This is a genomic window from Aquiflexum sp. (assembly GCF_041751335.1).
In the GTDB taxonomy this organism is placed as follows: domain Bacteria; phylum Bacteroidota; class Bacteroidia; order Cytophagales; family Cyclobacteriaceae; genus Aquiflexum.
On sequence record NZ_JBGSXS010000022.1, the window covers coordinates 1 to 19,426 of the forward strand.

Annotated in this window: 18 protein-coding genes and 1 tRNA gene; 15 read left to right on the forward strand and 4 right to left on the reverse strand. The window is 38.1% G+C overall.

The features are described from left to right. From ACEW8U_RS01060 to ACEW8U_RS01085, 6 genes are all read left to right on the forward strand, one after another. On the forward strand, positions 1-2,344 hold a 2,344-nt coding region (locus tag ACEW8U_RS01060; protein ID WP_373520179.1), incomplete at its 5' end, for an Rv1355c family protein. Positions 2,345-2,348: 4 nt separating this feature from the next. Further along, positions 2,349-3,065, forward strand: a complete 717-nt coding sequence (locus ACEW8U_RS01065; protein WP_373520180.1) for a hypothetical protein — start codon at positions 2,349-2,351, stop codon at positions 3,063-3,065. Next, positions 3,056-5,167 carry a 7TM diverse intracellular signaling domain-containing protein gene (locus tag ACEW8U_RS01070; protein WP_373520181.1) on the forward strand — a complete coding sequence of 704 codons (2,112 nt, stop codon included), beginning with the start codon at positions 3,056-3,058 and terminating at the stop codon, positions 5,165-5,167. Before ACEW8U_RS01065 ends, ACEW8U_RS01070 begins: the two co-directional genes overlap by 10 nt. Further along, positions 5,160-6,275, forward strand: coding sequence for a hybrid sensor histidine kinase/response regulator (locus ACEW8U_RS01075; protein WP_373520182.1), 1,116 nt, complete (start codon positions 5,160-5,162; stop codon positions 6,273-6,275). Before ACEW8U_RS01070 ends, ACEW8U_RS01075 begins: the two co-directional genes overlap by 8 nt. A 99-nt stretch (positions 6,276-6,374) precedes the next feature. Further along, on the forward strand, positions 6,375-6,914 hold the full coding sequence (locus ACEW8U_RS01080; protein WP_373520183.1) for an inorganic diphosphatase: 540 nt from the start codon (positions 6,375-6,377) through the stop codon (positions 6,912-6,914). A 45-nt stretch (positions 6,915-6,959) separates the two neighbouring features. Further along, positions 6,960-8,003: a porin gene (locus ACEW8U_RS01085; RefSeq protein WP_373520184.1), complete on the forward strand. Its 1,044-nt coding sequence runs from the start codon at positions 6,960-6,962 to the stop codon at positions 8,001-8,003. Here the strand turns inward: ACEW8U_RS01085 and ACEW8U_RS01090 are convergent. Both ACEW8U_RS01090 and ACEW8U_RS01095 read right to left on the reverse strand, forming a co-directional pair. After that, the gene (locus ACEW8U_RS01090; protein ID WP_373520185.1) at positions 8,000-8,455 is read right to left on the reverse strand and encodes a hypothetical protein; all 456 of its coding nucleotides are present in this window, start codon (positions 8,453-8,455) and stop codon (positions 8,000-8,002) included. The two genes, ACEW8U_RS01085 and ACEW8U_RS01090, sit on opposite strands and share 4 nt — an antisense overlap. Further along, entirely contained in the window at positions 8,452-9,045 is a 594-nt protein-coding gene (locus tag ACEW8U_RS01095) for an ACP phosphodiesterase (protein ID WP_373520186.1), read from the reverse strand. The genes ACEW8U_RS01090 and ACEW8U_RS01095 overlap by 4 nt, the downstream gene beginning before the upstream one ends. A 59-nt stretch (positions 9,046-9,104) precedes the next feature. On the opposite strand from ACEW8U_RS01095, the gene ACEW8U_RS01100 reads away from it, so the two are divergent. From ACEW8U_RS01100 to ACEW8U_RS01110, 3 genes are all read left to right on the forward strand, one after another. Continuing rightward, entirely contained in the window at positions 9,105-11,033 is a 1,929-nt protein-coding gene (locus ACEW8U_RS01100; RefSeq protein ID WP_373520187.1) for an AAA domain-containing protein, read from the forward strand. 365 nt (positions 11,034-11,398) lie between these two features. Next, the gene (locus tag ACEW8U_RS01105; RefSeq protein WP_373520188.1) at positions 11,399-11,695 is read left to right on the forward strand and encodes a nucleotidyltransferase family protein; all 297 of its coding nucleotides are present in this window, start codon (positions 11,399-11,401) and stop codon (positions 11,693-11,695) included. Between the two features lie 115 nt (positions 11,696-11,810). Next, on the forward strand, positions 11,811-12,029 hold the full coding sequence (locus ACEW8U_RS01110; RefSeq protein ID WP_373520189.1) for a DUF86 domain-containing protein: 219 nt from the start codon (positions 11,811-11,813) through the stop codon (positions 12,027-12,029). 584 nt (positions 12,030-12,613) lie between these two features. Here ACEW8U_RS01110 and ACEW8U_RS01115 read toward each other — a convergent pair. After that, positions 12,614-13,159: a DUF4924 family protein gene (locus ACEW8U_RS01115; protein ID WP_373520190.1), complete on the reverse strand. Its 546-nt coding sequence runs from the start codon at positions 13,157-13,159 to the stop codon at positions 12,614-12,616. Positions 13,160-13,253: 94 nt separating this feature from the next. On the opposite strand from ACEW8U_RS01115, the gene ACEW8U_RS01120 reads away from it, so the two are divergent. The 6 genes from ACEW8U_RS01120 (at position 13,254) to ACEW8U_RS01145 (ending at position 17,377) form a co-directional block, all read left to right on the forward strand. Continuing rightward, positions 13,254-13,487, forward strand: coding sequence for an antitoxin (locus ACEW8U_RS01120; protein ID WP_373520191.1), 234 nt, complete (start codon positions 13,254-13,256; stop codon positions 13,485-13,487). 104 nt (positions 13,488-13,591) lie between these two features. Beyond that, entirely contained in the window at positions 13,592-13,891 is a 300-nt protein-coding gene (locus ACEW8U_RS01125; RefSeq protein WP_373520196.1) for a PIN domain-containing protein, read from the forward strand. Positions 13,892-13,998: 107 nt separating this feature from the next. After that, entirely contained in the window at positions 13,999-15,792 is a 1,794-nt protein-coding gene (gene lepA / locus ACEW8U_RS01130; RefSeq protein WP_373520192.1) for a translation elongation factor 4, read from the forward strand. Positions 15,793-15,890: 98 nt separating this feature from the next. Then, positions 15,891-16,241, forward strand: coding sequence for a four helix bundle protein (locus tag ACEW8U_RS01135; protein WP_373520193.1), 351 nt, complete (start codon positions 15,891-15,893; stop codon positions 16,239-16,241). Between the two features lie 57 nt (positions 16,242-16,298). Continuing rightward, positions 16,299-17,180 (forward strand): bifunctional 5,10-methylenetetrahydrofolate dehydrogenase/5,10-methenyltetrahydrofolate cyclohydrolase, encoded by an 882-nt coding sequence (locus tag ACEW8U_RS01140; protein ID WP_373520194.1) that lies wholly within the window; start codon positions 16,299-16,301, stop codon positions 17,178-17,180. A gap of 113 nt (positions 17,181-17,293) precedes the next feature. Then, a tRNA-Leu gene (locus ACEW8U_RS01145) sits at positions 17,294-17,377 on the forward strand. Positions 17,378-17,499: 122 nt separating this feature from the next. Here the strand turns inward: ACEW8U_RS01145 and ACEW8U_RS01150 are convergent. Beyond that, positions 17,500-19,426: ThuA domain-containing protein (locus ACEW8U_RS01150; RefSeq protein WP_373520195.1), on the reverse strand; the 1,927-nt coding region annotated here is incomplete at its 5' end.

Consider the following 19,426-nt stretch of genomic DNA (forward strand, 5'->3'; position numbering starts at 1 on the left):
AATGTTTTATGATAAAAAATTGGTAAAGAAAATTATCTTTACCTCTGATAATCACCCTAATTATCCTCTAATGCCAAATATATTGACACCTGATTTTATCCATCAATCGGGAATTGTTTTATTGAACCCGCAAAAAAAATCTGATGCGCAACTTCTGATGAGGTTGAATGATCTTCCCATGTTGGTCAGGGTAGATGAGATAGAAAGTCAGGTTTCGGAATTGATCAAACTGAGAAATCCATCCAAACTTTTGACAATAGAAGAGTTGTCAAATCAGGTGGAAGAATTTTTTGAAATCCATGGGAGACATGATTACGGAAATTGGGTCTTTTACCCTTGGAAAAACACCCTAGTTCATGTCCTGCCCGAAGAAGAATTTATTAAAGTAAGAACTATTCGCAACCAATATAAAATAACAACTGCCGAACAAGAAAAACTTTCCAAAAAGAAAATAGGCATTGTTGGACTGTCTGTTGGGCAAAGCATAGCTTTGGCTTTAGTCCTTGAAAGAGGCTGTGGGGAAATTAGATTGGCTGACTTTGATATCCTTGAGCTCAGTAACATGAACAGAATCAGGGCGAGTATTACAGACCTTGGGCTCAAGAAATCCACCATTGCTGCAAGGGAGATTTTGGAAATCGATCCTTACCTCAAAGTGACCATTTTTGAAGAAGGTATAAATGAAGAAAATATAGAAGATTTCTTTTCTAATGGAGGTGATTTAGACTTAGTGGTAGATGAATGTGATAGTTTGGACATTAAAATTCTGTTGAGACAGGTTGCAAAGAAAAAGCAGATTCCCGTCATCATGGATACTTCGGATAGGGGAATGCTTGATATAGAAAGGTTTGATCTTGAACCGGAAAGGGAAATTTTCCATGGATACATGGGAGATGTTAACTATAGAGATCTCAAAAATCTTTCTATGAGGGAAAAAGTCACTTTTGGTCTTAAAATCACTGGCCTTGAGACGCTTTCGCCGAGGATGAAAGCATCATTGATGGAAATCAATCAGAGTATTTCTTCTTGGCCCCAACTAGCTTCTGCGGTGTTTTTGGGCGGGGCTTTGGGTTCGCATACTGCCAGAAATATCCTTTTGGATCAAATGACTGATTCGGGAAGATTCTTTGTAGACCTTGATGAACTGATTCAGGTTGGAAAAGAAAACCAATCTTCAAGGTCAACTGTTGATTTCAATGAAATTGATGTTTCGATCAAAAAAGTTAACAGTTTGTCAAGGGAGTTGATTTCTAACTATATACCTACGAAAGAAGAACTTTTTAAGATTGTAGAAATGGCTAACAGTGCACCATCAGGTGGGAATATGCAGCCTTGGGAATGGATTTTTTCTGAGAATGGTGTGCTTCATCTTTTTCATGACAAAAAAAGAAGTGAGTCCCTATTGGATTTTAAAGGAACAGGTTCTTTGATTTCGTTTGGGGCAGCATTGGAAAATATCAGGTTGACTTGTCTTAAAATGGGCATAGAAACCACTATCAAATCCCATATAGAAGAGTTTGGTCAGGAGAAAATTGCAAGTGTACAATTCAATAGAAAATCAGAATCTCCGATTCCAGATAGCTATTCTTATTTGACATCCTTTATCGATAGCAGACTGACCAACAGACTCAATGAAACAAGAAAACCCTTACAGGATTCAACTTTTGAAGAATTGACCAGCATTGCTTCTGATTCTGGTTTTAAGCTCAGGGTATATGATCAGGATGAACAGATCAAAAGATTTGCAAAGATAAATGGGTTGATGGATTGGGTCAGAATGATCAATGTGGAAGGATACAGCGATTTTGTCAAGGAAATCAGATGGGATAGCTCTGAAGCTGAAAAATCCAAAGATGGAATTGACCTGGAAACTTTTGATCTTGATGTAGCCGATTTGGCCGCTTTAAAAATTATCAATAATGCAAAAGCAATGAAATTTATCAGGGACCATAAGCTAGGTCAAGGATTTACACGGATATCTGACAATACCTTTAAATCAGCCTCTGCCATTTGTCTATTGACAGCCATTGAATTTTCTCCGAACACCTTTTTGAATGCAGGAAAAACCATTCAAAGGATGTGGGTTCATGCCAACATGAAGCAAGTTGGTTTTCAGCCGGTTACTGCATCCCTTTTTATGTACCATCAGCTGTATAAGGGAGGATCTGGCGTTTTTACGCCATTTGAGTCAGAATTGATCACCAAAAGTTATAAAGAATTCGCAAAGCTGGTCTGTAAAGAACAGGGCGAAGAAGAAATTTTTCTTTTCAGGTTGAACACCACCCAAGGAAAGGTGGTGAAATCATACCGGAGAGATTTATTAGCCACCCTAAAAATTAGTTAAAATTATGTTTAGTTTCAAAGCCTTTAGGGCAATTGATGATCCTACATCTTGCCTGAGATTTATCGAAGGTCATGCCAATGTTTTAAAAGAATACGGCGTAACAAAAGTCAACTCTTCAAACAATTTTTGGATGTATAATCCCTTTGTATACGTCGTGGCTGTGGAGGATCTCCGTACTGGTATGATGGTAAGTGGTGTCAGGATTCATATTGCCAACACAGAGTATCCTCTTCCCATTGAACAAGCTATTGGTCAAATTGACCGAAAGATTCATGATGTTATAGATATTTACCGTGAAAATGGAACAGGTGAAGTAGCGGGATTGTGGAATTCACGATCAATTGCCGGTTATGGTATTGGTTCCATGTTTCTTTCAAGAACAGCTGTAGCCATTGCTTCTCAACTGAAATTGGGATCACTTTTAGCACTTTGTTCCGAATTTACCATCCAAACGACATTGGATAAAGGATTTCAAGTGGAGGAAAGCTTAGGGAAAAAAGGGAGATTTAGATATCCCAACATTGACTTCATTTCTACCTGTGCAGTATGCAGGGACGTTGAAAATATTCCATTGGCATTGCCTACAGAAAAAAAATATATATTTGATTTAAGGAAAAATTTTGATAGTATCAGGATCGAAAATTCACCCAAAGGAAATATCGAGATACGATATGACCTTTTGATAGAAAATCCTGATTGGCGCTTAAATCTATGTATGTAATATTGTTAAGTCTCATTTTAAGCCTTCCTAGCTTTGTAAATGTAATTCAAGAAAACCTGCCAAGCATAGATTTGGCCTACGAATTTCTAATTGAAAGGAGCAATGAGAACTTTACAATAGATGAAATAATCATTTCTAAGGATTTTAATAAAGTTGAATCAGCTACAAAAAACTTCGGAATCAACAACCGGATAGTCTGGTTAAAATATGAGATTCTAAATGATTCCGATACCCAAACAATGTATTTTTCAATCAACAATACCTCCTTAGATAATATTGAGATTTTTTTGGTGGTTGATGGTGAAGTTATTGAGAGTCAGTACGGAGGAAGAGTTGTACGAATTGAGGAAAGATTAATTCCGTCAAAAAATATTGTTTTCGAATTGAATTTGGAAAAAGATCAGCCTTACACGCTTTATACAAGAATTGAAAGTATCAATAAAAAAGTGATTCTTGCTTCACTATCTGATCTTCAAGTTGTCAATAAGCTAATCCAGAAAGAAAACCTTTTTTTTGGGATTTTTACAGGGGTTTTGTTCGGGTTAATGTTTTACAATCTTTTTCTATACTTTTCAATTAAGGACAAAGTGTATTTAATTTATGTGATTCATACATTTTTGGTATGGTTGACCCAATCTGCCATCTTGGGGTACACACAGGAATTGATTTGGCCGAATGAAATCTGGATTAATCTGCGAAGTGGGGTTATGTTCTCATCCTTGGTGAGTATTGCGGGTATCTGGTTTCTTAGGGTTTTTTTACATACCAAAGTTTTTCTTCCAAAGCTTGACAAAGGTTTTTATTTCATTTATGCCGTCTACGCATTTATTTTTATCAATGCACTTTTTATTTCATTGACATTGAGTTATCAAGTTCTTTTGGTTACACAGACCATTGTAGTGCTGTATGTATTGTTGGTAGCTGTCTATGTGTGGTACAAAGGCTATAGTCCTGCCAGGTATTATTTATTGGCATGGTCATTTTTTATGATGGGGATTTTGTGGTTTGTGATGAGTGAAATGGGCATTTTGCCTTACACGGTTTTCTCGGCTTTTATCATGCCCTTGGGATCTGCTCTAGAGGTGATATTACTTTCTTTTGCCCTAGCGGATAAGATTAATATTCTGATCAAAGACAAAGACAAAGAGCAGCTGGATAAACTTCAGATTATGAAGGAAAACGAAAGGCTGATTATTAGACAGAATGAAAACCTGGAAGAAAAAGTCAAGAAGAGAACAGAGGAACTTGAACTCACCCTGCATAATCTTCAAAATACCCAGACCCAATTGGTCAATCAGGAGAAAATGGCTTCTCTTGGACAATTGACTGCCGGGATTGCACATGAAATCAATAACCCTATCAACTTTGTCAGTTCCAACATTGCGCCATTAAAAAGAGATATAAAAGAACTGTTGGAGATGGTTGAAGTTTACAGAGAAAAAGGATTAGTGGAATTTTCTGAGACCTCAAAAATGGTGATTCAGACCAAGGAAGAAGAGATAGAATTTGATTATCTCCTTAAAGAAATTGACCAATTGTTGAGGGGGATGGAGGATGGTGCCAAAAGGACTGTGGAGATTGTCAAAGGTCTTCGTCTATTTTCCAGAGTGGATGAACAGGATGTAAAAAAAGTGGATATCCATGATGGATTAAATAGTACTTTAATTTTACTCAGTAGTTCGATGAACGGAAAAATCAAAGTAAACAGGCAGTACGGTTCCCTGCCTATGGTGGAATGTTTACCTGGAAAGATCAATCAGGTTTTTATGAATATAATCACCAATGGTATCCATGCGCTGTTGGATAATCTTGATAGTAATCCCGAGCCAACACTCATCTTGAGAACAAGTAGGTCCGACCGTAATATTATTGTAGAAATAGAGGATAACGGCCCTGGAATGCCTGATAAGGTAAGGCAAAGGATTTTTGAACCGTTTTTTACAACCAAAGCTGTTGGGAAAGGTACGGGTCTGGGGCTTTCAATTGTATATACCATCATCGAAAATCACAAGGGTACTTTGGAAGTACGATCAAGAGAAGGAAAGGGTACCAATTTCATTATTACGCTTCCAATTTATCAATTGACGCAGCAAAATGACTAATAAAATTATAGTTTTATATATTGATGATGAGGATAATAACCTTAACTCCTTCAAGGCCAGTCTCAGAAGGGAATTTAAGGTTGTAACTGCCTTAACTGCGGAAGAAGGCTTGACGATTGCTGCTTCGGAAGAAATCCATGTAGTGATTGCCGACCAAAGGATGCCAGGTCTCTCCGGGGTGGAATTTTTTGAAAAATTGATGAAAATCAACCCTGATCCTATCAGGATATTATTAACAGGATATTCTGACATAGCAAGTGTAATTGATGCCATCAATAAGGGAGAAGTTTATAGATTTATTGACAAACCATGGAATATTGATCAGGTGACAGTAGCCATTAGGAATGCTGCCGAAATCTATTTTACGAGAAAAGATCTTAAAGACAAAAATGAAAGATTGCAAAAAATACATTCTGAAATGAATCAGTTTGTGTACTCGTTGTCGCATGAACTTCGAGGCCCATTGATGAGTATTTCCAGTGTATCAAATCTTGCTAAAATGGAATCTAAAGATCGATCTGTAATGGAGTATTTTGAAATGATTGATTCGGCCACCGATAAGTTGGACGATTACATCTATAAAATAATGGATTTTTACCGTGCGACTAAAATTGAAAATAAAACTACTGAAATCTGGTTTAATGAAATTGTTACTGAACAGTTAGACTCTTTTAAGAAAAAGTGGAATTTGGATGGTATCGATGTCGTTGTCAATGTAAATCAATCAAGTTCATTTTTTTCAGATGATTCAAAATTAAAGGTAATCCTAAATCATTTATTCAGTAATGCCTATAATTATCAAATTGAAAACAATCCCAATAAAACTATTTGGATTTCAATAGCATGCGATGATGATTCAGTGAGACTCGTATTTGAGGATAATGGAATAGGGATTGAAAAGGATTTTTTAGGAGAGGTTTTTAACCTCTTCCAAAGAGCTACCCAAAAAAGCGTAGGGTCAGGTCTTGGTTTGTATATGGTGAAGGAATCCGTCACCCAGTTAGGGGGAAAAATCAACATTGAATCAATTGTAAATCAAGGAACCAAGGTCACAATTTTTTTACCGTCACTTGCAATTGTAGAAAATGAAAATCAAGCGGCAGATTAGGGGGTAAGTTCATTTTACAAATAGCCATACTTTGTTTAGAAGGCATTTTGCCGTTAATTTGCATTGAATTAATCTATTTTCATTTAAAAGTTTTTAATTATGATCAATCCATGGCATGATGTGAATATTGGAAAAGAAGCTCCTGATTTTGTAATGGGAGTTATTGAAATCCCTAAAGGAAGCAAAGGGAAATACGAATTGGATAAAAAAACAGGCATGTTGCTCTTGGACAGGGTGCTATTTTCAGCTGTGCACTATCCAGCTAATTATGGTTTTATTCCTCAGACTTTTTGCGAAGACAAAGATCCTCTTGATATTTTGATTATCTCCCAGATTGATATTCCTTCTATGACTTTGGTAAAAGCCAAAGTGATAGGTGTTATGCGCATGGTGGATGGCGGAGAAGCTGATGATAAAATAATTGCAGTAGCAGCAGAGGATCAATCTGTCAATTATATCAATGATATCGATGAGCTACCTCCTCACTTGATGAAAGAAGTTCATAGATTCTTTGAAGATTATAAAAAACTCGAAAATAAGGAAGTTAAAGTAGAGGATTTTTTAGGAAAGGAAGATGCTTTTAGGATCATTCTGGAAAGTGTTGAGCTGTATGACAGGAATTTCAGAACACATAGATAAATTAAAGCCCGGATATTTTTCCGGGCTTCTTTCTTTCAAATCGTCATGAAAAAACTGGCATTGGTCCTATTTCTTTTTTGCCACCAACTTTTGGCTCAGGAATCCCAATCTCCCAAAATACAGTATTCAGGTTATATTGAAGCCTATTTTAATTATGACTTCAATAAACCTGAAAATCACCTAAGGCCTGATTTTCTGTATAATTTCACAAGGCATAATGAATTCAGCATCAACTTGGCAGTGCTAATGGCAAGTTATGAGGATGACAATATCCGTGCGAATCTGGCCATCATGGGTGGTACCTATGCACAGTTCAATCTTGCCGACGAACCTGCATGGGCTCAAATGCTCAATGAAGCTTCAGTTGGAGTCAAATTACATGAAAAACTTTGGCTAGATGTGGGCATTATGCCATCTCATATTGGTTTTGAGAGTTGGTACGGCATGGATTGCTGGCATCTCAGTAGAAGTCTTATGGCAGAAAACTCCCCTTATTTCCTCACAGGAGCAAGATTTTCATTCGCATATAGCGACAAAACTGATTTCCAACTTTGGTTCGCCAATGGCTGGCAAAATGTTCAAAGGGAATCCAGAAACCAATCAATAGCAATGGGTTTCGGAGTGAACCATAGACCCTTTGAAGGTTTGGTAATTAACTATTCCAATTTCTTTGGCAATGAAAATCCACAGCCCGTAAGAATGAACAGATTCTTTAATAACTTTTATGCTCAATACGAGAAAAATCAATGGGGAATAACAATAGGTGCTGATTATGGGATTGAGGCCTTCTTTGCCAGAACTCCACACCAATGGTTTGGACTTACAGCTTCTTTACGACGGCAATTTGCGGATAAGTTTTTTGTAGCAGGAAGAGCAGAGTATTATTCGGATCCTGTGGGCATTATTCTCAATGAAGGTTTAAAAGTATCGGGGTTGTCAGCCAACTTAGATTATCAAATCAACAAATCTGCATTGGTCAGACTTGAAGCCAGACAATTCATGAGCCCGGAAGCTATTTTTACATTACCCGAAGCCAAATTTAGCAAAGGAAATACCGCCGTGACAGGTTCCCTTGCTGTCAGATTTTAATTTTTTGAAGGAGCCTTCTTCTTTGGCATTGACTTTTGAATGTACTTGACAAATTCTTCATAATTGATATGCTCGTGATTGCTGATGGAAAACGAGCTTTTGTCATCAAAAACTATGGTTAATTGTTTGAATTCCCTTTTGTTTGTGGTGATCTGTTCTTCATCCCAAACAAGTACCTGATTCAAAAGATATTTCTTGGTTTGATTTCTAAGCGGAAGTCGGGTGAGGATGATTCCTTTTCCTGCAGAAATGAATTTGTATGCAGCCATCATTTTGACCAGTAGCAATAAAATCACTAATGTCAATAATACTGTGGAAAATAGATAGACGAATATACTTAAGGTCCTTTGTGTTGCAAAATGATTCAAGGTATATATCAAACCACCAACTAAGGTTATTACTATAAGTCCAAGTGCAAAATAGGTACTTGTTTTTGGTTTGCACTGGATCATGGTGACTTCAATTCAGCAAGGGTTTTTTTGGAGAAACTAACCACATCTTCAAAAAAATCACCAAAATGGACCTTCAAATATTCATGATGTTGGTCAAGAAATAAGTGGGCAGTTTCCATCTTAGAATCGAATTTGGTTCTTTTGGACATTCCTGTCAATGCCCGCCTGATTCCATCCAAATCCCCATATCCAGTCAGCCAATTGTAATATTTCATGTAGCCATAAGTCATCAGAAATTTCTCTGGTAATATTTCTTTATGTTCTTCAATTATTGCGTAGACATTTTCGGCAAATTCCTCAATTGGTTTGGGGTAATAATTTTTCCAATATCTACCCAAAAAATAATCAAAATACATGTCAGTGATCACGGTAGAATATCTTCCATATTCTGGTCTTAAGATGGATTGGGCTTCTTTCACCACAGGGTGGTTGTCTGTGTACTTGTCAATTTCCCAATGGAGCTTGATGCCTACAACAATTTCCTTTTCAAATGTGTTTGATATGTCCCCTCTGACAAAGTCACCGATAAAATTTCCTATCAAAATTTTGGGATCGCCAAAGGACAAATATGCATGCGCGAGATAATTCACTTACGAGATAGTTTTACAGTCTGAGTTAAGTATGTAATTTGCCCCAAATTTAGTAATAGATGTCAAGAATTCAGGAAGAATTATATTTTTCTCTTAAACTTCTAAAACAAGAATGGGAAGAAGATCTGATTCAGTACAAAAAGAAATTTTTATATAACTCAATTTCAGACAAAAAGGAAGAGGGTGTATGCTGGTATCCTGTTCAGTTGAAAAAGACCAAAACCGGATTTGGTGAACGGTTGATCGTTGAATTGGAAAGATTTGATTCCACACAATCCCATGTTTTCCAATCAGGAAAATCAGTTTCCATCTTTTCCAATCATGATAAACACCAATCCCAGGAAAACAGGATCAATGGTGTGATCAATCAAGTCAAAAAAGACATCATGGTGGTAACCTTACAAATCGAGGAAATCCCGGATTGGATGAATTCCGGGAAGATGGGGATCGACCTGCTGTTTGATGAAGCAAGTTACCGAGAAATGGAATCTACTTTGAAGGCTGTCATCAAATCAGATAAGGGAAGATTGGGTGACTTGAAAAATATTTTACTCGGTGATAAAGATCCTGAAATCAAACTAACTGATATAGTTCAAATCGACCAACTGAACAGTAGCCAAAATACGGCATTAAACCTGGTCACGAATGCCAAGGATGTTGCCATCATCCATGGTCCTCCCGGGACAGGTAAGACGACTACTTTGGTAGCTGCTATCTTACAAACTTTGGAATCTGTCAAACAAGTTTTGGTCTGTGCCCCGAGTAATACCGCTGTGGATCTGTTGGTCGAAAAACTGATAGCCCAAAATATCAGTACACTTCGGATTGGCCATCCTGCCAGGGTGGAGGACCATATTTTATCCCAGACTTTGGATGCCAAAATAGCCAATCATGATAGCTATAAAGATTTGAAGCGGCTCAAAAAATCTGCCGAGGAGTATAGAAAGATGGGGCAGAAATACAAGAGAAGTTTTGGTCCAGAAGAACGGAAGCAGAGAAAGAGAATATTTGATGAAGTCAGTAGGCTGAAATCAGATGCAGAAAGCCTGCAGGATTACATTACCTATGACATTTTCCAACAGACCCAAGTATTTGCTTCGACTTTGGTGGGGGCATCTAATTCAGCATTGAAGGGGATGAGCTTCCCTGTTGTTTTCATTGATGAAGCGGCACAGGGATTGGAGGCTGCCACCTGGATCCCCATCCAAAAAGCTCAAAAGGTAGTTATGGCGGGGGACCATTGTCAGTTACCACCGACGATTAAATCCTATGAAGCTTCCAAAAGCGGATTAAGCGAAACCTTATTTGAAAAGGTGATCAAAAGAAAACCTGCCGTATCACAAATGCTGAGCTTGCAGTACAGAATGCCTGAATTGATCATGGGTTTTTCTGGAAAATTTTTCTACAAGGATGGATTGATAGCAGCTGAAAACACACTTGAACATAAACTTTCTGATGACGAACCTGTCTTGGAATTTATCGATACGGCGGGTAGTGGATTTGCGGAGCAACAGGAGGAAGAATCCCTGAGTACTTTTAATTTGGAGGAAGCTAGGTTTGCCTTGCGATACCTGGAAAACATGATCAAAAGGATTGGCATCGCCAAGATCAAAACCAATGCATGGAATATCGGCTTGATAGCCCCTTACCGGGCCCAGGTCAGGAGGTTCAATGAATTGGTATTTGATTCTTATGAGTTCCCCAATTTGCGTTCTTTTTCGGATTTGTTGACCATTGATTCCATAGATGGATTTCAGGGGCAGGAACGGGATATCATTATCATCAGTTTGGTCAGGTCCAATAGTTCCGGTGAGATTGGATTCTTGGCGGATACCAGAAGGATGAACGTAGCCCTGACCCGGGCAAAGCGAAAGCTAATTGTTATCGGTGACAGTGCCACTTTAAGCAACCATCCTTTCTATGCTGCATTTTTGGATTATGTGGATGGGAATGATTGTTATAAAAGTGTTTATGAGTTTTTGGAATGAGGGGTAGTGAGATGAAAGTTCCGGAAAATATGAATATGTAAAAGATATAAAACAACGTTGGGTGGTGACTGGGGGTAGTTTGTAACGGGGAGTAAAATATCCACGGGAATTACAAATTCCGAGGATTGAAAGGTGTAGATACAATCTACACCTAGCGCCTGTGCCAATTTACACCCAGATAGGGGTGGTGACTAGGTGTAGTTTGCAACTACACCCTTTTATTCCTAACAATATGTAATTGGAAAATACCATCGCTCACCAAAAATCTAAATCCCGACCGGGATACCCTAAGCGAATTCACCAAACTCCTCTAAATGGGACTACATGCCCAAAAAGATAATTATATTTGTGTAAACATCTCAATAATGAAAACCAAAGAATCCATTTTAAATAACCTTAAGTTATTGGAAAGTGAACTTTCTATTTTTGGCATTAAGTCCATAGGATTGTTTGGCTCCTATGCAAAAAATGAATATTCGATTGACAGTGACATTGATATTTTGATTGACTTTGAACCTGAGATAGAAAACTTCGACAATTATATGGCCGTTTGCGATATCATCGAAAATTCTTTTAAGAATTGTAGAGTAGATATTGTCACTAAAAACGGACTTAGCCCTTATATAGGACCAAAAATTTTATCCGAAGTAGAATATGTCTAAGTTTCCAAAGGAATATCTTAAGCATATTATTGATGAGTGCATCTACATATCTAATGTGATTACTCCAAATAAAACCAAAGAAGAATTTTTTGCAGATGAAACATAGAAACGTTCTGTGATTCGAAGTTTGGAGATTATCGGTGAAGCCACAAAAAAATTACCGTCAGATTTTAAAGCAAAATGGACTTCTATTAATTGGAAAAATATGTCAGGTATGAGGGATAGGTTAATTCATGATTATATGGGAGTAAACTATGCAATTGTATGGGATGTAGTTAAAAACAAAATTCCTGAGCTGTATGCAAGGGTTTCAGAAATTTTAGAAAAAGAATGACCGATAAAAATAGAAGGGCTAGTATATTATCACCTCATCATTACCTATAAACTTGAATTTACCTTATTTCGTAGTGCTACGGGCAATTCGGACATAAATCATAACCATAGATAAGGTATGGAACGATAATAATAAGGTTCCAGCATAACACTATTAAGAAAATTAATTGATAAGATATCCATCGCTTTTTTTTTAACTTAATTTCTCGGATGGCTTTCAGCATGAAGAAAAACACCCCAACTAGCAAAAAGACAAGGAGAAACTTGGAAACCAATATTGAAATAAATCCAGTACCAGCCAACCCAATGATGAATGGGAAAAACAGGGATTCCAACAGAATTAAGGTGGTGTATAAATTTTCCTTTTCCATATACTTGAAGAATTTTTTATATCTAAGAAAGAAATTAGAATTCCTGTCGTGCATGTTGTAAATGACATTATCTCGTCCATTTCCATGTCTAGCAATCCCCCACTAGGTGAAGTATAATCTTGAATGGTGGCCAGGTTAGGTACTACACCCTTTTATCCCAACATAATTGAAATTAGCTTTTTTTTGTAAACCGAAAAGTAAACAATTAATCTTTTTAGTTTTTCCTTATTTTACTCTCCAACCCCTCAAAATAAGCATAATTAAGATAACTCAGCACATCACCAAAAATCTCGGTAGCAGCTACCATATCTTTCGGTATCTCCCTTCCATGTAATTTGGCCAAAAGCAATCCGTAAATCGCATTGAGGCAGATTTGGATTTCGTTTCCGGGAGAATTTTCACCTGCTTCCTGCACCATTTGGATGATATGTGGTTTGGCTTTTTGGTAGATATTGAAATAGGTGTTGTCGGTTTTCAATAGTTGCCAATGTAATTTCGCCAGTAGGTCAACCATTTGCTGCACTGATTTCAAATGGCCACCGTCCTTTATGTTTTCATTTCCCATGGAATCTGCCAGGCCAGAGAACCATTTGTAAGTTTCTTCCTTTTCTTCCTCAGAAACTGGATAATGTGAAATGACATATTGTTTTACCTCCTGCATATTGAATTGGTAAGCCCTTAAAAGGTCTTCCATTTGGTACATGTAAATGATAAATTCCCCGATGTTTTTGGCTTTTTTCTTTTCAGCAATTAATTTCATTTTTCAATCTTTTGATGAATGTGCAAAGAAAATAAGAAAGGTTTGTTTTTAACAATAAAAGAGAAAGTGCGTACATTTAAGAAACTCAAATCCTATGAAAATAGAAGAAGTAGAAATTGAAAATATTTCAGGAAGCCAGTTTATTAAGATACCTGAAAATTTTAAAATAGATGATAATAAGGTTTACCTTAAGAAAATCGGGAATTCAATTTTCATTATTCCCTTTCATAATCCTTGGGAATCCTTAATTGAGGGTGTAAAACTTTTCACTGATGATTTTATGGAAGAAAGGAAACAACCAAGCTTGGATAATAGAGAATCCTTATAAATATGCAGTATTTACTTGATACTAATACCTGTATTTAAATAATCATAAAAAAGCCTATTGAAGTTTTTGAAAAATTCTCAAAATTCAGTTTAGGTGAAATTTCGATTTCTTCAATTACTTTAGCCGAATTAGAGTATGGTGTTAGCAAAAGTCAATTTGTTGAGAAAAATAGAATTGCACTTTTTAGTTTTCTTTTACCGCTGGAAATTTTACCTTATACACAAACAGCAACTTTTGTTTATGGAGAATTAAGAGCGAAGTTGGAAAGGGAAGGAAAAGTAATTGGTTCTATGGATATGTTAATCGCCTCACATGCACTCTCAGAAAACCTTATTTTGGTCACTAATAATCTTAAGGAGTTTTCAAGAATATCCTCATTGAAATTAGAAAATTGGATCAAATAGATATTTAAGTTATTCTTTTAAATTAATTTTTTAGTTAAAACATTTTTGACCTTCCTTCTCTTCATATACTTATATAACCCACAAATTTATCTATTTTTGCGCCCAGAATGAATATGCAAAGAATTAGGAATTTCTGTATTATCGCCCATATTGATCATGGGAAAAGTACACTCGCAGATCGTCTACTTGAATTTACCCATACGGTAAGCGGCAGGGAGATGCAAAATCAATTATTGGACAACATGGACTTGGAGCGTGAGCGAGGCATCACCATCAAGTCCCATGCAATCCAGATGAAATACATGTATAAAGGGGAGGAATATACCCTCAACCTGATAGATACTCCTGGACATGTTGATTTTTCTTATGAAGTTTCCAGATCTATCGCCGCCTGTGAAGGGGCTTTGTTGATTGTGGATGCTTCCCAGGGCGTAGAGGCCCAGACCATATCCAACTTGTATTTGGCCATCGGCCATGATCTTGAAATCATACCTGTTTTAAATAAAATTGACCTTCCCGGTGCTGAACCCGAAGTAGTAGCTGATGAGGTGATAGACCTTATCGGTTGTGATAGGGAAGATATTGTGTTGGCTTCCGGTAAAGAAGGTATTGGTATTGAAGATATTCTGAATGCCGTCGTGGAACGTATCCCAGCTCCCAAAGGAGATCCCAACGAACCGCTTCAGGCCATGATTTTTGACTCGGTTTATAATCCATTTAGAGGAGTGGAAGTTATATTCCGGATTTTCAATGGTAGTATGAACAAGGGTGACAGGATCAAATTTGTCAATACCAATAAAGAATACTTCGCAGATGAAATCGGTATTTTGGGAATGAATCAAATCCCCCAACAGACAATGTCTGCAGGAAATGTTGGGTACCTTATCTCAGGGATCAAAGTGGCGAAGGAGGTAAAAGTCGGTGATACCATTACCCATGTCAAAAATCCTTGTACTATAATGGTCAAAGGTTTTGAGAATGTGAAGCCAATGGTTTTTGCAGGGATCTATCCTGTTGAAACCACGGAATTTGAAGAACTCAGGGCTTCTATGGAAAAGCTCCAACTCAATGACGCTTCTTTGGTATGGGAACCTGAAACATCTGCAGCTTTGGGATTTGGATTCCGTTGTGGATTTTTAGGAATGCTACACATGGAGATCATTCAGGAGCGCTTGGAGCGTGAATTTGACATGACGGTCATCACTACCGTTCCTTCAGTTCAGTTTAAGGCCCTGATGAACAATAATGAGTACAAGCTGGTCAATGCCCCTTCTGATATGCCGGATCCGACACTTTTCAAGCATATCGAAGAGCCATTTGTCAAAGCGACCATTATTACTGCAGCTGAGTTTGTAGGTCCGGTCATCCAACTCTGTATGGACAAAAGAGGATTGATCAAAAATCAGGTATACCTGACATCTGACCGTGTTGAATTGTCCTTTGATATGCCGTTGGCGGAAATTGTTTTTGATTTTTTTGACCGACTGAAAACCATCTCAAGAGGATACGCTTCTTTGGATTATGAGATGATCGGTTTCAAACAATCCCATATGGTGCGCTTGGACGTGATGCTCAACGGTGAAATTGTGGATGCATTATCAGCTATTGTCCACAGGGACAAAGCATACGAATGGGGAAAGAGACTTTGCGAAAAATTGAAGGAATTGGTGCCGAGACAAATGTTTGAGATTGCAATCCAAGCAGCAATAGGAGCCAAAATCATTGCGAGGGAAACTGTGAAAGCCATGCGTAAAAATGTTTTGGCCAAGTGCTACGGAGGAGATATTTCCAGAAAGCGTAAACTTTTGGAAAAGCAGAAAAAAGGAAAGAAACGTATGAGGCAAGTAGGGAATGTGGAGATTCCTCAAGAGGCGTTTATGGCGGTGCTGAAGTTGGATTGACGATTTACGAAATACGATTTACGAGGTTGAAATGTAATTCAGTTCTAAATTGTAATTGTATAGTTTTTTAAAAAATGTCTAACTAAAATAAGTTAACCATGAAGCTTGAAATGAAACAAAGAACTAAGCGGTTTGCAATAGATGTTTGGCGATTATGTTCGAGTTTACCCCACTCAAGAGAATTTAACTGTTATGTGAATCAGTTACTCAGATGTTCTAGTTCGGTAGCTGCAAATTACATGGCAGTTGGAAGGACAAAGTCAAAGCCTGATTTTATAAATAAATTAAAAATTGTTGAAGAAGAAGGGGATGAGAGTCAGTTTTTTCTAGAAGTCATTGAGGAAATAAATTCCAATCAGGAATTAACAACTGAGATTAAACGGTTAATAAAAGAAGCCGATGAGATTGTGGCAATCGGTGTGGCAAGTTTAAAGACCTCAAGATCATAATGCCCTTAAGAAATCCTTAATAGGCATCGTAAATCAAAAATCGTAATTCGTAAATCAATGGTTATCATCGACGGAAAAAAGACCTCAGAAGAAATCAAAACTGAAATCGCGCAGCGTGTGGCTGAGATCAAGGTGGAAGGAGGAAAGACGCCTCACTTGGCTGCAATACTTGTCGGAAATGACGGGGCGAGTCAGACTTATGTGGGGGCAAAGGTGAAATCCTGTGAACAGGTTGGTTTCGAGTCCACTTTGGTAAGGTTGGAGGAATCGGTGTCTGAAGAAGAACTGTTGAAAGTGGTGGAAGATATCAACCAAAATCCTGAAATTGATGGTCTGATTGTTCAATTGCCGCTCCCCAAGCATATTTCTGTTGAAAAAGTAACCAATAAAATCAAGCCTGAAAAAGATGTGGATGGCTTTACGCCTGCCAATGTGGGTAGGATGACATTAGGTTGGCCGGCTTATGTAGCAGCGACACCTTATGGCATTGTAGAGTTATTGAAAAGATACAAAATAGAAACTTCAGGTAAACACTGTGTGGTCATTGGAAGAAGCCATATCGTTGGTTCTCCAATGAGTATACTGATGGCAAGGAATGAGTATCCGGGAAATTGCACGGTTACTTTAACCCACAGCAGGACCAAGAATCTTTCGGATATAGCCAAAACGGCCGATATCCTGATTGTAGCCTTGGGTAAGCCTGAATTTGTTACCGCAGACATGGTCAAAGAAGGTGCTGTAGTGATTGATGTGGGAATTCACAGAATTGAAGACTCCAGCAAGAAATCAGGATTTAGGCTGATAGGTGATGTCAAGTTTGAGGAGGTTTCCAAAAAAGCTTCAGCAATTACACCTGTCCCGGGTGGTGTTGGGCCTATGACCATTGCTTCTTTATTGTACAATACTTTGTTGGCGGCGGAGAATAAGGTGTTTGGATAAAAATTCATACCAGGACTCAAAGTCATGGCATGAGTAAACTAAAATTAGTAATTAAAATAAACCTTTCCCCTTGCAGGTAAATGCTTTCCTTTCTACTTTTGCTGACCCTAAAAGCGCACGTGGTGAAATTGGTAGACACGCCACTTTGAGGGGGTGGTGCCCTTACGGGTGTGGAAGTTCGAATCTTCTCGTGCGCACAACAAGCCCCGGACCTCTTCCGGGGCTTTTTTTCTGAATTGTTCGAAACTGGAAATTAAAGAAAAAAGCACATCATTAATTGATGTGCTTTTTTAATTGGTATTTGTCACCGCGACCTCATTTATTTCACTCGAAGAAGTTGCCGTTTAAACTGATTGGAACCTTCAAATATCACCAAGTAAGTCCCCGCTCCTAATCTGCTTATATTCAATTCATTTTTATCTTTACTAACTATCTGTGACATCATTCTTACACCTTCAATAGTTAAAATATGGACAGCATACAGATTGTCATCCTTAAAATTATCTTCTGAAATATTTAAAACACTGCTTGCAGGATTGGGGAATATGAGCAGGTCATATTCAGATTGAGTTTCAGATTTGGCTGAGTTCATGGGTTCATTACCTCCTCCGGCCCATAAGATAGCCTCTTTCATCATGGTCCTGAACTCGATATTATTGCTGAAGTCTGAACCATTGTGGCCCAAAGCTGTGTAAAAAGACCTTCCGCCGTCAAATAATTTATACCATGTAATTGGCCTGGGTTCATCATAACTGTTTCCTCCAGTTGACCGAACCCTAAGCAAATCAATGTTACCACTGTACAGATATCCTCCATTTAATTTCCAGTAATAGTACTCTTCGTTTTTGTTCCACATGTCCTTTAAATGTGCCACTGCAGGATGTATACCCACCACATCAATTGTGGCATTTGTATTATTAGCTGTATGGTTAGGGGATGTTTGTACAATAGCACCTACCAGATCGTTATACCATGGCCAGCTACCATCCCTGTAAGTATCTGTTGCCGCATGAACACCTACAAAGCCTCCACCATTTTTAATATAAGCTTCGAAGGCATTCCGTTCCGTAAGTGTGAGCAAATCGTCGCCAGAAGTATTCATCCAAATAACAACATCAAATTGTGACAACTCTGTGCCGTTAAAAACCTCGCTGCTTCGTGAATCAGTAACAGTCCAATTCAAATCTGTTGCGAACTCATTTACCATATTTATACCATCATTTATTGAGCCATGTCTGAATCCATTTGTTTCATGGTATATTAGGATATTTAAGTTTTTTGTTGATTCGGCCTCAATAATGCTAATAATACACTGGGTAAATACCGAACCGTAGCTCAAACTGGTAGCCGTCACCTTGATTTCTCCAGGGGTACTTGCGACGAACTCACCGCTGAGATAATTTACGCTGGTTCCATCACTTGCGGTAAAAGCAATAGTCTGGTTAGTAGTATTGGAGGGATTGATTAGTACATCGAGGTCAATTGTATCCCCCACAGTTAATGGTTCTGAAGGGCAGTTTGTAAAGGCAAGTCCCTCAATGACCACGTCTGAATCCTCAAAAATAAACCTGTCCACATCCAAAAGGTATCCCGAGCCACCCTTAAATACCAGATAAAGCGACTCATCGCCTAAATACACTGTCCCATCTGCGTAGCTTTCCGGATCGACCACCTCAATATCAAATGACTGAAAGGTTAGCCATCCACCGGTATTGGAAATTTCAGCGGTGGCAATTAAGATCCCATCAGGGCTGCCGGTCCTGAATTCTATGATCCCTCCTGTGGCATTGCTGGAAGCGATAATCTGACCTGAGAGGGGGCCTCGGCCAAAGGTTACATTGTCGAACTGGATATAATCGCCATTATTTACATAACCAACTGCTGCACCAGAATTACTAAGCTGAATACCGGTCTGAGTAGAAAAATCCTCGGCTTGCACAAAACTGTATGGATCAAAGGAAGATGCATTATCCTGAATGATGATTGTACAGAAGGCAAATACCGAACCGTCGCTCAAACTGGTAGCCGTCACCGTGATTTCTCCAGGGGTACTTGCGACGAACTCACCGCTGAGATAATTTACGCTGGTTCCATCAATTGCGGTAAATGCAATAGTCTGGTTAGTAGTATTGGAGGGAGTGATTAGCACATCGAGGTCAATTGTATCCCCCACAGTTAATGGTTCTGAAGGGCAGTTTGTAAAGGCAAGTCCCTCAATGACCACGTCTGAATCCTCAAAAATAAAC